The organism is Mesorhizobium sp. M2D.F.Ca.ET.226.01.1.1, from assembly GCF_004022705.2.
Lineage (GTDB): Bacteria > Pseudomonadota > Alphaproteobacteria > Rhizobiales > Rhizobiaceae > Mesorhizobium.
The window spans coordinates 490518-504384 of sequence record NZ_RZOY02000001.1; the positions used below are offsets into that span (position 1 = coordinate 490518).

Here is a 13867-nt window from a genome sequence, read left to right on the forward strand (position 1 = left end):
ATTCACGATATGAACCGCGAAGCCCCGCGTACTATTCTGTCTGCTTGCTGTCCATATCAAAAAGACGTTTCGCCAGAGGACTACGAAGTTATTGTAGTAGACAACGGTTCCACGTCTCCTTTTTCATTGGGTGATGAGGTCAATTTCTCGCCTATACCGCGAATTGTGAGCATGCCGAATCCGCAGCCGTCGCCAGTTTTTGCGCTCAATTGGGCGGCAATGCATCTGGCCCGAGGCACCCACGTTCTCTTCGCAATTGATGGGGCTCGTATTTTCTCGGATCAGTTAATTGCAAATATGTTGAAGGCGCATGCAGCATGTGCGGACGCATTTGTCTACACGCTTGGTTGCCATCTGGGTTCGGACGTGCAGATGGTCTCGACTATTCAGGGATACAACCAAGAGGTGGAAGACAAACTTATCGCGGACAGTGGTTGGCCTGCGCGATCAGCCGGACTCTACAATATCTCGGTGTTCGCGGGGTCATCTAGTGGCGGCTTCTGGCGGCCAATTCAAGAAAGCAACGCGTTTTCCATGCCTCGCCGTCTTTTGGATGGTCTTGGTGGTTATCATACCGGTTTTACTTCACCCGGAGGAGGTTTAGCCAACCTCGAGATTTTTGCACGATACGTTCAACGTCCAAATGCTAAGAACATATGTTTGTTATCAGACATGACATTTCATCAGGTTCATGGCGGCATTGCAACATCAGGCAAGGTTCAGTATCCGACATTCGCAGAGGAATACTTGTCAATTTTCGGGAGGGAGTACGTTCGGCCATCCTTTGATACGATCTATCTTGGTCCGCTTCGAGCAGAGGCTGCGAAATTTGCCAAGATAGGCCTTTGCGAATCCTAGTTAGGCGGCAATGACACAATCTTCCCTGCAGCACCGACCCTGTAGTCAGTCCAAAAAACCTCTGGCTCTCCTTCCAACTCCGCGCTAAGGCGATAACCGGGTGACGAGGTTGGGGATTTGCAATCCAGAGTGGTGGCGGACGATGGTCGGTCCGGCGCAATTCTGGTAGTCATGTGCCTACGCCTGGAGTTCAGTGTTACCCAATGACCGCATACGTAGAAGCCGTATCGGAACTCAGACCGAGGATGCGGCGCGCCATCATCATGGTCCAGGACCTCGTTATGGTCCTGGTCGCGGTGGCGCTCAGCTTGATCCTGTCGCAGTCGCGGCTGTCGTTTAACGCGTTCTCCTCCGGCGGGCTGGCCTGCTGGGCGGTCATCGTGCTTATCGCCCATCTGCTGTTCCGCTCCAGTGGCCTCTACAGCACGGTGTGGCGCTTTGCCTCCACGCCCGACTTCTTCAACATCCTCAAGGGCTGCGGCAGCCTGACGGTGGTCCTCTATCTGAGCTCGCTCGCCTACCGCTTCTTCTTCCAGCCGGTCGCCGGCCTCAACGAGCGCCAGTTCATCGTCTTTTTCCTGGTCTCCTTCACCATCATCTCGGCGCCCAGGCTTTACTATCGCTTCCTCCGTGACGGCGCGTCCTGGCGCATCCTGCGCCGCGCTCCCGGCGACGCGCCGGTCAAGCAGGCGCTGTTCATCGGCCGGCTGAGCGAGGCCGACGTGATCGTCCGCTTCACCCGCACGGCCCAGCCTGCCGAATACGCCATCTCCGGCATCATGGCCACCGAGAGCGATGTGCCGCTCGGCACGCGGATCCAGGGCGTTCCGGTCGTGGCGCTGCGGCCGCGCCTGGTCGAGGTGCTGGAGGACTATGTCAAAGGCACGCAGAGTCTCGACCTGCTGATCTTCGGCAAGGGTGTCGAGCGCGAGATCGAGGACTATGCCGAGCTGGTGCGGGTCGCCCGCCACAGCGGCATCACCGTCGTCCAGTTTTCCGGACTTTCCGAGCTGGGGCAGGGCGGCAAGCTGGTTCTCGACGCGGTCGAGATGGAAACCATCATGCGCCGCTCGGCCGTCGCCACGGACCTGGAGCGCATCGGCGCTTTTGTCGAGGGCAAGCGTGTGCTCGTCACTGGTGGAGCCGGCTCCATCGGCCGCGTGCTTGTCAAGCGCGCGCTGGAGCTCGGCGCCGAGGCGGTGCTGGTGGCCGACAATTCCGAGTTTGGCATCTTCCAGCTCGATCAGCTGATCGACGACAAGGACCGCGGCCGGTTGACCAGCCGCATAGTGGACGTGACCGACCGGCCTCACATGACGCGTCTCGTCAGCGAGTTCAAACCCTCAATCCTCTTTCATGCCGCGGCGCTGAAGCACGTGCCGTTGCTCGAGGAGAACTGGGAAGCGGCGATCGAGACGAATGTCTTCGGCACGCTCGCCTGCGCCGAGATTGCCGCCGAATGCGGGGTGCCGCAATTCCTGCTGATTTCCAGCGACAAGGCCGTCGACCCGACTTCGGTGCTCGGCGTCACCAAGCGGGCGGCCGAGCAGATCGTCTCCTCGCTGCATGAGATGCACGCCGCCCGTCCATCCCCATCGCCTGGCGGCGGGCTGAACGGCTATGATGCCGCCGCCCGCAATCCGGGCACCAAATTCATCGCCGTGCGCTTCGGCAATGTCTTTGGCTCCAACGGCTCGGTCGCGACCATCTTCCAGGCGCAGATCGAGGCTGGCGGCCCGGTCACCATCACCGACCGGCGCATGACCCGCTATTTCATGACGGTGGCCGAGGCGGTCGATCTCGTCATCATGTCGGCCGCCGATGCCGAGCAGCGCCAGGGCTGGGACGACTACGCCATCTATATGCTCGACATGGGCAAGCCCGTGCCGATCCTCGAAGTCGCCGAAACCATGATCCGCATGGCCGGCAAAAGCCCCTACACGGACATCCCGATCCGCTTCACCGGCATCAGGCCCGGCGAGAAGCTGCACGAGGCGCTGCATGGCGAGACCGAAGAGGTCGTCAAGCTCGACATCGCCAAGATATTCGGCCTTAGGGGCGACGTCGTGAAATGGCCCGGGATCGAGGCCGCGCTGACGGCGCTGGTGGCTGCGATGCACCGTCGGGACAAAGCCGCGGCGCTTGCCATCCTGGCTGGATTCCACCAGGCGGAGGACGACATTGCTGCGCGCGAGCAGGCGGTGCCGAAAACCGCCGCGCAGATCGGTTAGACCTGTGCCGCCCGCCCGCAATTGGCTGTTGAAGCCTGTTCGAATGCCTTGCAGGTTCTGAGGCCGTGGCCGGAAAAGATCAGCGCGTCGCCGTTCTCATGGCCACGAAGGATGGCGCTGCATTCATCGGCGAGCAATTGCAGTCCCTGCTCGCGCAGTCCTGGCCTCGCGTCGATCTCTGGGTTTCCGACGACGGCTCGACCGACGCCACGACTGCCACCGTCGAGGCGTGGCGATCGTGCTGGAACAAGGGTTCCCTTACGCTGGTGGAAGGCCCGCGCAAGGGTTTCGCCGCCAATTTCCGCTCGATGATCATCGATCCTCGCATCGATGCCGATTACTATGCCTTTTGCGACCAGGACGATGTCTGGGAGCCGGACCGGCTGGAAAGCGCCATCCGCTGGATGGAGGGAGAGGATATGGAAACGGCGCTCCTGTTCTGCTCGCGTACGGCGACCATTTCGGAGACCGGCGTTCCGGCCGGCTATTCGCCGCTGTTTCGCCGCCCGCCCTCGTTTCGCAATGCGCTGGTGCAAAGCATCGCCGGCGGCAACACCATGCTGCTCAACCGCAAGGCGCGCGACCTTCTGGCGAAGGCATCGGCGAGAACCGAGTTCGTCAGCCACGACTGGTGGGCCTATCTCATCGTCACCGCAGCTGCCGGCAAGGTTCGCTACGAGCCGCGGCCGCTGGTCAGGTACCGGCAGCATGCGGCAAACCTCGTCGGCGCCAATGTCTCGTGGAAGGCGAGGCTTTCAAGGCTTGGACGCCTGTTCAAGGGCCAGTTCGCCACCTGGACGGACAGCAACCTTCGGGGCCTTGCCGTCAACCGCGACCTCATCGCGCGCGATGCGACGCTTTGCCTGCGCCTGTTCATCAGGGCGCGCAAGGGCAGCACCTTCAGGCGCTTCAGTCTGCTCGGCAAAAGCGGCGTCTACCGGCAGACCCTCATGGGAACGCTGGGCCTCTACCTCGCTTTCCTTTCGCGCCGGATCTGAACCGTGACGGCAAAGCGCGCCTTTGATCTGGCTTTCGGGGCGGTGATGCTGGCGGCGACGTCGCCGATCGTGCTGGTCGCGATGCTGGCGATCCGGGCGACGTCGCCGGGCCCCGCCATCTTCTTGCAAACCCGCGTCGGGCGGGAGGGCGCTCTCTTTTCCTGTCGCAAGCTGCGCACGATGCGTCGGGACACCCCCTCCTTGCCCACCCACGAGGCGCCGGCCAGCTCGATCACCGCGGTCGGCAAGGTGCTGCGTGCAACCAAGATCGACGAACTGCCGCAGCTCTGGAACGTGCTCAAGGGCGAGATGAGCCTTGTCGGGCCGCGCCCGTGCCTGCCGACGCAGACGGAGCTGATCGAACGACGCAGGCAGCTGGGCGTGCTAACCGCGCTGCCGGGCATCACCGGGCTCGCGCAGATCAAGGGGATCGACATGTCGGATCCAAAACTTTGCGCCGAGACTGACGCGGCCTACCTCAGGGCCGCCTCCATCAGTCTGGATCTCAAGATATTGCTGGGCACGTTCTACCGCGCTTGACCAACCTGTCGCGCCAGGACCTCGAGCCGGCCGAGCGTTTCGGTTTCCGGCATCCAGCCTTCCGAGGCCAGCAGCGAGACATCGCAGACCTGCGTCGCCGTCAAAGCCTGCCACGACGCTCGCCTACCGAGCAGCGTGGCCGACAGCCGGAACGGCCAGGCCGGTATGGAGAGAAGCCGGGGCGGCCGGCCGTATCCGCGCCGGAATGCGGCGATGATGTCCGACATCGCGACCGGGGAAGCATCGCCCAGGACGTAGGTCGGGCGCGGCGGCATGGGACGGATCAGGAGATGCGTTACCGCACCGGCCACAGCGTCATGCGATATCAGCGAACGCACTGCCGCTAAAGCGGCCACGGGCAGCGGCAGGCCAGAGGCCGCGAGCCGCATCAGCCCGCGCAGATTTCCTTTCATGCCTTCGCCATAGACCGGCGGCAGCCGCAGCGCCGTCGCGCTGTCGCGTCCGGCCGCTGCGAAAGCCTTCAGCATCTCGATCTCGCCCTCGCGCTTGGAGCGCCCGTATGCGCATTGCGGGGCAGGGGGCGTTGCCTCGTCGATGGTGCCGCTGAAACCCGGCCCAACGACGGCGCGGATCGAGGAGAGGTAGATGAAGCGCCCGGCGGTGCGCGTCGCGGCCGCCTCGGCGAGCCGTCCGGTCAGCGTCGCATTGACGGCACGGAAATCGGCCTCGCCGGCGCCGCGATCGTTGTTGAGCGCCGCGCAGTGGACGACATGCGTGACATCGCGCATCAGCGCCTGAAAGGCTTGCTGCGGCGCGTCGGCGCCGGGAAGCGCGACGGCCTCGTCGGCGCCTGCCGGTGACTGCGGCGCGCGGGAGGCGATCCGGACCTCAAATCCGGCTTCCCGCAACCGGTCGACGACCCCGCGTCCAACGAAGCCTGTCGCGCCGGTGACCAGGACCTTCATGGTTGCGGGCTGGCGCCCGGCACCATGGCAGGCGCGCTTTTCCCGGTCGGCGCAATCGTGCGCCCGGAGGCAAGGTAAGTCCCCGAAATCAGGAACACCATCAGCGTCGCATCGAGGATATCGTGGCCGATGAGGATGCCGGCCATTCCGCCGGTGAGATAGGTGATGACCGCGACGAGGACCATCGTCGCGCCGAACCGCTCGACCGGATCGGCGCTGACGCGCAGCGTCCATGCGGCGTTTCGGACGGCGACGACGAAGATCGACGCGAGCGCCAGCCCCCCGAGCAGGCCCGCCTCGACCAGCGCCGTCAGGAAGCCGTTGTGAAAATGGCTGAAACTTTGACTCAAGCCGAACTTGTCCTGAAAACCCTGTTTGATCAGCTCCCGGCTTGCCGAAATGCCATGGCCGAAGATCGGCTTCTCGCGAAACGCGCTGGCGCCCATTTCCCACATCGCCACGCGCAGGCCGAGCGCGGTCGAGTGATCGCCCTTGGCGTTCAGCGCGTCCCAGTCGCTGACCAGGAAGTCGGTTCGATCGAGGATGACGCGCGAGCCGATGCCGGCAATCACCAGGGCGACCACGACGCCGATCACCGCAAAGCGCGCCACGCTGGCGTTGGTGAAGCGCCGGCGATTGACGAGCAGGACGACGATGCCGGCAATCGGCACGGCCACCCAGATCATGCGCGACGCCGAATAGACGATTGCCAGGGCTCCAGCCGTCGCCGCCAGGACCAGCAGCTTCCAGCGCTTCTCGATGCCGGACAGCGCGCCGGCCAGACATAGAATGACGGCAAGGCAGGTGACCGTTGCAAAGACGATCGGATTGCCGGCGCCGCCCTCGGCCCTCACGCCGAGCCAGTGATACTGGATGATGGCGAGAGCCAGCGCGCCGAAGCAGGCCGCCGCACTGGCCAGAATGGCGATGCGCGCCAGCGTGATCTTCCCTGTGATGCTCCACGTGGAATAGGAGATGGGGAAGAGCAGAAAGGTGATCAGCGGCAGGAACAGCCGCAGATCGGCGGCCAGCGTGCCGTTGACGATCGAAGCAAGCACCATGGCCGCGCAATAGGCATAGATCGCCGCCGTCAAGGCGAGCATCGGCCGGTCGATGTTGAAGCGCCGCCGCTTCGTGGCGAGCAGCATCACGGACCACACGCCGCCGGCATTGAAGGTAACGCTGACCAGCGATCCAAGCACCGGCGGCGAAAAAAAGCAGACGATCGAGAAGTAGAAATTGATCTGTGCGGGCGTGAGGTGGCGCCGGAGTGTTGTAAACGGATTCAAGTGCTTGCTTCGTAATTTCCAGCTTGCGCCCGGAACCGTGGAGCCAGCCGAAGGCCGCCTCGATGAACTCCGTTTGCCACGCCTTGCCCGCCCCGAGCCCGTATAGCCGCTGGCGCAGTTCCGCGATAGGGCAGTCCACAAATGTTCTGCCAAAAATCCTCAGCCCGGGCGCGAACTGGGAAACCGGGATCCCCGGAAGCCATGGTTTGAAGCCACCCTTCTGCTCTTCGGCGTTTCGAATGCCCTGGCAGGATTTTCCGCTTTACCGGCCTTGCTTGGAAAATTCGTTCCTTAATCACCACATGGCGGGCGGGTCTTGCATTGTTATCGAGGGCGCCGATCTGTTAGAAACCCCGCACGAAACAGTTTGTCCAAAGTGAAATTTGCGCCCTTGCGGTCACAGAATTGCCCCGGCAGTGCAAGATTTCCACTCGACGGCACGAGAGAACGCTCGACAGTCCATGAATATCGCGCTCACGCATCTGCAGCGGCTCGAGGCCGAATCCATCCATATCTTCCGTGAGGTCGCGGCCTCTTTCTCCAAGCCGGTGATGCTCTACTCGGTCGGCAAGGATTCCTCCGTGCTGATGCATCTTGCGATGAAGGCCTTTTATCCGGCCAAGCCGCCTTTCCCGTTCCTGCACGTCGACACCACTTGGAAGTTCCGCGAGATGATCGCCTTTCGCGATCAGATGGCGCAGAAGCTGGGCTTCGACCTGCTCGTCCACGTCAACGAGGATGGTGTGCGCGACGGCATCAATCCTTTCGACCATGGTTCCAACACCCACACCCATGTGATGAAGACGGTGGCGCTGCGCCAGGCCCTCGACAAATACGGCTTCGACGCCGCTTTCGGCGGCGCCCGCCGCGACGAGGAGAAGTCGCGCGCCAAGGAGCGCATCTTCTCCTTCCGCAACGCGCAGCATTCCTGGGACCCCAAGAACCAGCGGCCGGAAATGTGGAAGATCTTCAACACCCGCATCGCGCCGGGCGAATCGATCCGTGTCTTCCCGCTGTCGAACTGGACCGAGCTCGACATCTGGCAGTACATCCTGCAGGAGAACATCCCGATCGTGCCGCTCTATTTCGCCAAGGAGCGACCGGTGGTCGAGCGTGACGGCATGCTGATCATGAAGGATGATGATCGCATGCAGTTGCGTCCCGGCGAGACAATCGAGAACCGCCTGGTGCGCTTCCGCACGCTCGGCTGCTACCCGCTGACCGGCGCCATCGAATCGGACGCCGATTCACTCGAAGCCATCGTCGGCGAGATGCTGACCGCCCGCACCTCCGAGCGCCAGGGCCGCCTCATCGACCGCGACGAGGCAGGCTCGATGGAAAAAAAGAAGCGCGAGGGCTATTTCTGATCATGCGCCACATCATGGCAAAGAGCCTCGCCCCGACCGATTCCATCCGCGATTACATGGCCGCGCAAGAGAAGAAGTCGCTGCTGCGCTTCCTCACCTGCGGTTCGGTTGATGACGGCAAGTCGACGCTGATCGGCCGCCTGCTTTCGGATACTAAGCAGATTTTCGAGGACCAGCTCGCGGCGCTCGAGAAGGACTCGCGCAAGCACGGCACCACCGGCGACGATATCGACTTCGCGCTTCTGGTCGACGGGCTTGAGGCCGAGCGCGAGCAGGGCATCACCATCGATGTCGCCTACCGCTTCTTCGCCACGCCGAAGCGCAAGTTCATCGTCGCCGACACGCCCGGCCATGAGCAGTACACGCGCAACATGGCGACCGGCGCCTCGACCGCGGATCTCGCCATCGTGCTGATCGACGCGCGTCAGGGCGTGCTGCGCCAGACCCGGCGCCATTCGATCATCGCCTCGCTGCTCGGCATCCGCCACATCGTGCTCGCCGTCAACAAGATCGACCTAGTCGGTTTCGATAAGGAAGTGTTCGACCGGATCGTCGCCGACTACACCGAATTCGCGCAAAGCCTAGGCTTCGTCAGCGTTGCGCCGATCCCCATGTCGGCGCGTTTCGGCGACAATGTCACCAGCCGCTCGGAGCGCACACCCTGGTATTCCGGGCCGTCGCTGATCGAGCACCTCGAAACCGTGTCGGTCGACGAGGCGGTGGTCGAACTGCCTTTCCGCTTCCCCGTGCAATATGTGAACCGCCCCAACCTCGACTTCCGCGGCTTTGCCGGCACCATCGCCTCCGGCACAGTGGCGCAGGGTGACGAGGTTGTTGTCGCGAAATCCGGCAAGGCGTCCCGCGTGAAGCGCATCGTCGCGCATGGCAGCGACCTGAAGGAAGCCGTTGCGGGTCAGGCCATCACTCTGGTCCTCGACGACGAGGTCGAAGTGTCGCGCGGCAACCTGCTGGTGTCGCCGTCAGCGCGTCCGCAGGTCGCTGACCAGTTCGCCGCCAACATCGTCTGGTTCGACGAGCAGGCGCTGCTGCCCGGCCGCTCCTACATCCTGCGCACCGAGACCGATCAGGTCAGCGCCACCGTCACCGAGCTGAAATACCGCGTCAACGTCAACGATTTCGCGCATGAGGCGGCGAAGTCGCTCGACCTGAACGAGGTCGGCGTCTGCAACCTCTCGACCAGGGCGCCGATCGCTTTCGATCCCTTCGCCGAGAACCGCACCACCGGCGCCTTCATCCTGATCGACCGCATCACCAACGCCACCGTCGGCGCCGGCATGATCCTGCATTCGCTGCGCCGCGCCGAAAACATCCACTGGCAGTCGCTCGATGTCGGCAAGCGCGGCCGCTCCGACCTGAAGAACCAACGCCCGGCGGTATTCTGGTTCACCGGGCTGTCCGGCTCGGGCAAGTCGACCATCGCCAATCTCTTCGAGAAGAAGCTGTTTGCCTCCGGCCGCCACACCTACATCCTCGACGGCGACAATGTCCGCCACGGCTTGAACCGCGATCTCGGGTTCACCGACGCCGACCGCGTGGAAAACATCCGCCGCGTCGCCGAGGTGGCCAAGCTGATGGCCGATGCCGGGCTGATCGTCATCGTCTCCTTCATCTCCCCCTTCGCAGCCGAGCGGCGCGTTGCGCGCGAGCTGATGGCCGAGGGCGAGTTCGTCGAGGTGTTCGTCGACACGCCGTTCGAGGAATGCGCCCGCCGCGATCCGAAGGGCCTTTACGCACGCGCTTTGAGCGGCGAGATCAAGAACTTCACCGGCGTCGATTCTCCTTATGAAGTGCCGGAGAATCCCGAAATCCACCTCAAGACGCTCGGCCGGAGCCCGCAGGAGATGGCGGAAGCCCTGGAGCAGTGGCTGACCGAGCGCGACATTGCCGAAGAGCAGTATGACAATGGCGGCGGTATCTGACGACGACGCGATGCTGGGCGTTTTCGAGCGCCTGGCGCTGGAGGCCGGGCGCGAGGTGATGCGCGTCTTTCACGAAGGCTGCGCCGTCGACAGCAAGGCTGACTCTTCGCCGGTGACGGAAGCCGACCGCGAAAGCGAGAAGATCATTCTCGCCGGCCTGCGCGCCGCCTATCCGGATATCCCTTGCGTGGCCGAGGAGGAGGTGGCAGCCGGTGTCGCCACGCCCGACCTCGAAGGCGCGTTTTTCCTGGTCGATCCGCTCGACGGCACCAAGGAATTCGTCAATCGCCGCACCGACTTCACCGTCAACATCGCACTGGTCCGTCATGACGTGCCGGAAGTCGGCGTGGTCTACGCGCCGTGCACGGGGCGCTTTTTCTCGGGCCGGCCTGGCAAGGCGGAAGCGATTGACGTCGATGCCGACTATCGCATCACCGGCCGCCGGCCGATTAGCGTGCGGGAAGGGGGCAGCCCGCTCGCCGTCGTCGCCAGCCGCTCGCACAACACGCCTGAAACCGAGGCCTTCATCCGCGATCTCGGCGCAGCCGAGATCGTCTCGGTCGGCTCGTCATTGAAATTCTGCTTGCTCGCCGCTGCAGAGGCGGACGTCTATCCGCGCTTCGGCCGCACCATGGAATGGGACACCGCGGCGGGCGACGCCGTGCTGCGCGCCGCCGGCGGCATGACGCGTACTTTGGACGGCCTGCCGCTGGTCTACGGCAAGCGCAACCAGGCGACCGACAGCGATTTCGCCAACCCGCATTTCATTGCGAGCGGGAAGAGCGCGGCAACCTGATCTCCCCCCTTGAGGGGAAGATGTCGCCGAAGGCGACAGAGGGGGTCGCCGCACGTAGAGCGCCAGCGTCATTTCTCTTCGCCGAGGGGCGTCGGCGCTTCATGTGTGGCGACCCCCTCTGGCCTGCCGGCCATCTCCCCCTCGAGGGGGGAGATTACGCGCCTCTAAGCCGCCGCCACATGCGCCGAGTTCGAGCCGATGTAATTGCGGATCGTCTCGATGATGCGGTCCTGGTCGGCTTCGCCGAGATAGGCGTGCATCGGCAGGCAGAGGATCTGCTTCGGCAGCGCTTCCGAGACGGCAAGCCCCGTGGGCGTGCGCGGATAGTCCTTGTAGGCCACCTGCTCGTGCAGCGGCTTCACATAGTAGATCACCGACGGAATGCCCTTTTCGCCGAGATGCGCCTTCAGCCCGTCGCGCTTCGGCGTCTCGATGGCGTATTGCGCCCAGGCTGAGCGGCCATGGCCGAGATTGCGCGACGCCTTGACGATGTCGCCAAGGCCCTTGGCATACCGGTCCGCCACCACTTGCCGCGCCACCATTTCGTCTTCGAGGATGGCGAGCTTCTCGATCAGGATCGCCGCCTGGAGCGTGTCGAGGCGCGAATTGATGCCCACTCGGACATTGTCGTATTGCGTCTCGCCCTTGCCGTGGAAGGCCAAGGAACGGAGCTTGTCGGCCAAAGCGCCATCATTGGTGAACATCGCGCCGCCGTCGCCGTAGCAGCCGAGCGGCTTGGCCGGATAAAAGCTGGTCGAGCCGACATGGCCGAAGGCGCCGCACATCTTGGCGTCGGCGGAACCGCCCATTGACTGCGCGGCGTCCTCGATCACCAGAAGCTTCTCGCGCTTGGCGATCGCCATGATCGCGTCGTAGTCGGCCGAAAGGCCGAACAGGTCGACCGGGATGACCGCCTTCGGCTTGAGGCGGCCTTCCTTCTTGATCATCTCGATCGCCGCTTCAAGGCTGGCGATGTCGATATTGTAGGTATCGCGGTCGACATCGACGAACACCGGCTCCGCCTTGGCCAGCGCCACCACCTCGGCCGTCGCGGCGAAGGTGAAGCTCGGCACGAACACCGCGTCGCCCGGGCCGATGCCGGCGGCAAACAGCGGCAGAAGCAGGGCGTCGGTGCCGTTTGCGCAGGCTACGACATGCTTGACGCCGACATAGGCCGCGAGCTTGTTCTCGAATTCGGTGACCTGGGGTCCGAGGATATAGCGGCCGTCCTCGACCACCTTGTCGATCGCGGCCTTCAGCCGGTCGTGGATTCGTTCGCGCTGCGCGCCAAGATCGATGAACTGCATGTCGGCCTCAAAATGCCAATAATCCGGCCCGCTGGTACCAGACTTGGCGCGGCCGAGAAAGCCGGCCGGGGCCAGGGCAAATTGCCTATATGTCGCAGCCTTTTACCGCTCTTTGCCGGCGCAACGCCCGAAGAAGCCGGAAAACCAGGCTAAAACGATCATTTTCAATGGTTTTTATCTCGCCGTTGCCAGCTTTGGAAACATAAAGTGATCGGCGCGAGAGGCCTTTCGGCCAATCCGACAATCGCTTACGCGATCTCGTGCCGCCAGGGCGGGTTGGCGCCGGCCCGCGAAACGGTCACCGCGGCCGCCCTGGCGCCGAGCTCCAGCGCCTTGCGGATCGCATCTTCCGGCAGGTAGCCGATCGCCGCTTTGGTGAGCAGGCCCTGCTCATGCAGCGAGGCGAGGATCCCGGCGTTGAACGTGTCGCCGGCGCCGACAGTGTCAACTACCTTCACCTTCTGCGGCATGACGGTGACCTTGTGCGCCTTGCTGTATCCGACGGCGCCTTCGCTGCCATGGGTGACGACGATCAGCTTCGGCCCGCGATCCAGCCAGTTGCGCACCACATCCTCATGCGAGCCGGCCTCGTCGAACCACTTGAGGTCCTCGTCCGAGAGCTTGACAATGTCGGCCATCGCCATCATCTCGCGGATGCGTCTCAGATGCTTGGCCTTGTCCGGAATGAAGTTCGGCCGGATGTTGGGGTCGAGCATCATCACGCGGCTTTCGTGCTCCCGCCGCATGAATTCCTCATAGGCCGAGCCAGCCGGCTCCGAGATCAGGCTGATCGCGCCGAACAGCATCGCCTCGATCTCGGCGCCGAGCTTCGGCAGGTCCTCAATGGTGAGCATGCGCCCGGCGGTGTTCTCGTCATAGAAGGTATAGGTCGCCTGTCCGTTGGTAAGCCGCACGAAAGCGAGCGTCGTCGGGCGTGGCGAGGTGTGCGCATAGGTGGAGCTCACCTTGCTGGCGCCGAGCGCGTCGCGGAACTGGCCGCCGAACAGGTCGGAGGAGAGGCCCGAGAAGAATCCCGCCGGGGCGCCGAGCCGGCCGAGCGCGATCGCCGAGTTGAACACCGCGCCGCCGACATAGGGCGCGAAGGCGGCTTCGCCTTCCGTCGTGATGCGAGGCAGCATGTCGATCAGGGCTTCGCCACAGCAAAGGATCATGTCGTCTTGGTCTCCGGCGGATAGATCACGCCCTTGCGGATAATGATGTTGGCAAAGAGCCTGGGTTCGCTGGTCGCGACGATCGCGTGCGCGGCCTTGACGCGTGCATAGAAGTCGGGCCCGGCCAGCGCAACCACCTTATGACCCGGCGCGCGTCTGGCGCAAACCGCTTCCATCTCGCGATGCACAGGGTCGGTAAGCGCCGGGTCGCCGTTGACCGAGGCACGGAACAGCGCTTCCGGCACCGCCTCGTCCACCGGCAGCACGCTGAGCACGGCATCAAGCACCGGGATGATATGATGGCCATCCGCGCGGATCAGCCGGCGCGCCTGTTCCTCGGCCGGATAATTGCCGTCGACGATCGCGATCTCGTCGCCATGGCCCATTGCCCTGAGCGTCGCCAGGAACTGCGGCCCGAGCAGCGAGGGGATGCCGATCAGCAT

General features: G+C 63.6%; 12 protein-coding genes. 7 read left to right on the forward strand and 5 right to left on the reverse strand.

Annotated features, from left to right (window positions below; genetic code table 11):
* Positions 1-9: 9 nt before the first annotated feature.
* From EN869_RS02345 to EN869_RS02360, 4 genes are all read left to right on the forward strand, one after another.
* Positions 10-858, forward strand: coding sequence for a glycosyltransferase family A protein (locus tag EN869_RS02345; RefSeq protein ID WP_127228663.1), 849 nt, complete (start codon positions 10-12; stop codon positions 856-858).
* Positions 859-1061: 203 nt separating this feature from the next.
* On the forward strand, positions 1062-3089 hold the full coding sequence (locus tag EN869_RS02350; protein ID WP_167506985.1) for a nucleoside-diphosphate sugar epimerase/dehydratase: 2028 nt from the start codon (positions 1062-1064) through the stop codon (positions 3087-3089).
* Between the two features lie 65 nt (positions 3090-3154).
* Positions 3155-4087, forward strand: coding sequence for a glycosyltransferase family 2 protein (locus EN869_RS02355; protein ID WP_127228662.1), 933 nt, complete (start codon positions 3155-3157; stop codon positions 4085-4087).
* Between the two features lie 45 nt (positions 4088-4132).
* Positions 4133-4627 (forward strand): sugar transferase, encoded by a 495-nt coding sequence (locus EN869_RS02360; protein ID WP_127228706.1) that lies wholly within the window; start codon positions 4133-4135, stop codon positions 4625-4627.
* Here the strand turns inward: EN869_RS02360 and EN869_RS02365 are convergent.
* Positions 4615-5553 (reverse strand): NAD-dependent epimerase/dehydratase family protein, encoded by a 939-nt coding sequence (locus tag EN869_RS02365; RefSeq protein WP_127228661.1) that lies wholly within the window; start codon positions 5551-5553, stop codon positions 4615-4617. The two genes, EN869_RS02360 and EN869_RS02365, sit on opposite strands and share 13 nt — an antisense overlap.
* The gene (locus EN869_RS02370) at positions 5550-6842 is read right to left on the reverse strand and encodes an O-antigen ligase family protein (protein WP_127228660.1); all 1293 of its coding nucleotides are present in this window, start codon (positions 6840-6842) and stop codon (positions 5550-5552) included. The genes EN869_RS02365 and EN869_RS02370 overlap by 4 nt, the downstream gene beginning before the upstream one ends.
* A gap of 461 nt (positions 6843-7303) precedes the next feature.
* Here EN869_RS02370 and cysD point away from each other — a divergent pair, with 461 nt between their 5' ends.
* Genes cysD through cysQ form a run of 3 tightly spaced genes read left to right on the forward strand, consistent with a single transcriptional unit; the run spans position 7304 to position 10945 of the window.
* Positions 7304-8209, forward strand: coding sequence for a sulfate adenylyltransferase subunit CysD (gene cysD / locus EN869_RS02375; RefSeq protein WP_127228659.1), 906 nt, complete (start codon positions 7304-7306; stop codon positions 8207-8209).
* Positions 8210-8211: 2 nt separating this feature from the next.
* Entirely contained in the window at positions 8212-10149 is a 1938-nt protein-coding gene (cysN, locus tag EN869_RS02380; RefSeq protein WP_127228658.1) for a sulfate adenylyltransferase subunit CysN, read from the forward strand.
* Positions 10150-10159: 10 nt separating this feature from the next.
* A complete protein-coding gene (cysQ, locus tag EN869_RS02385; RefSeq protein ID WP_167506991.1) occupies positions 10160-10945 on the forward strand; it encodes a 3'(2'),5'-bisphosphate nucleotidase CysQ in 786 nt (261 codons plus the stop codon).
* A gap of 164 nt (positions 10946-11109) precedes the next feature.
* On the opposite strand, the gene EN869_RS02390 is transcribed toward cysQ, so the two are convergent.
* The 3 genes from EN869_RS02390 to EN869_RS02400 form a co-directional block, all read right to left on the reverse strand.
* Entirely contained in the window at positions 11110-12252 is a 1143-nt protein-coding gene (locus EN869_RS02390; RefSeq protein WP_127228656.1) for a DegT/DnrJ/EryC1/StrS aminotransferase family protein, read from the reverse strand.
* Positions 12253-12500: 248 nt separating this feature from the next.
* Complete coding sequence (locus tag EN869_RS02395) at positions 12501-13424, reverse strand: carbohydrate kinase (RefSeq protein ID WP_127228655.1); 924 nt, start codon at positions 13422-13424, stop codon at positions 12501-12503.
* Positions 13421-13867, reverse strand: coding sequence for an RbsD/FucU domain-containing protein (locus EN869_RS02400; RefSeq protein ID WP_127228654.1), 447 nt, complete (start codon positions 13865-13867; stop codon positions 13421-13423). The genes EN869_RS02395 and EN869_RS02400 overlap by 4 nt, the downstream gene beginning before the upstream one ends.

What these genes read in the sequence shown, in the direction of transcription:
- EN869_RS02365 (WP_127228661.1), bottom strand. Translation starts at nt 5,553, where the DNA reads ATGAAGGTCCTGGTCACCGGCGCGACAGGCTTCGTTGGACGCGGGGTC.
- EN869_RS02345 (WP_127228663.1), top strand. Translation starts at nt 10, where the DNA reads ATGAACCGCGAAGCCCCGCGTACTATTCTGTCTGCTTGCTGTCCATAT.
- EN869_RS02360 (WP_127228706.1), top strand. Translation starts at nt 4,133, where the DNA reads ATGCTGGCGGCGACGTCGCCGATCGTGCTGGTCGCGATGCTGGCGATC.
- cysD (WP_127228659.1), top strand. Translation starts at nt 7,304, where the DNA reads ATGAATATCGCGCTCACGCATCTGCAGCGGCTCGAGGCCGAATCCATC.
- cysN (WP_127228658.1), top strand. Translation starts at nt 8,212, where the DNA reads ATGCGCCACATCATGGCAAAGAGCCTCGCCCCGACCGATTCCATCCGC.
- cysQ (WP_167506991.1), top strand. Translation starts at nt 10,160, where the DNA reads ATGCTGGGCGTTTTCGAGCGCCTGGCGCTGGAGGCCGGGCGCGAGGTG.
- EN869_RS02395 (WP_127228655.1), bottom strand. Translation starts at nt 13,424, where the DNA reads ATGATCCTTTGCTGTGGCGAAGCCCTGATCGACATGCTGCCTCGCATC.
- EN869_RS02350 (WP_167506985.1), top strand. Translation starts at nt 1,062, where the DNA reads ATGACCGCATACGTAGAAGCCGTATCGGAACTCAGACCGAGGATGCGG.
- EN869_RS02400 (WP_127228654.1), bottom strand. Translation starts at nt 13,867, where the DNA reads ATGCTGATCGGCATCCCCTCGCTGCTCGGGCCGCAGTTCCTGGCGACG.
- EN869_RS02390 (WP_127228656.1), bottom strand. Translation starts at nt 12,252, where the DNA reads ATGCAGTTCATCGATCTTGGCGCGCAGCGCGAACGAATCCACGACCGG.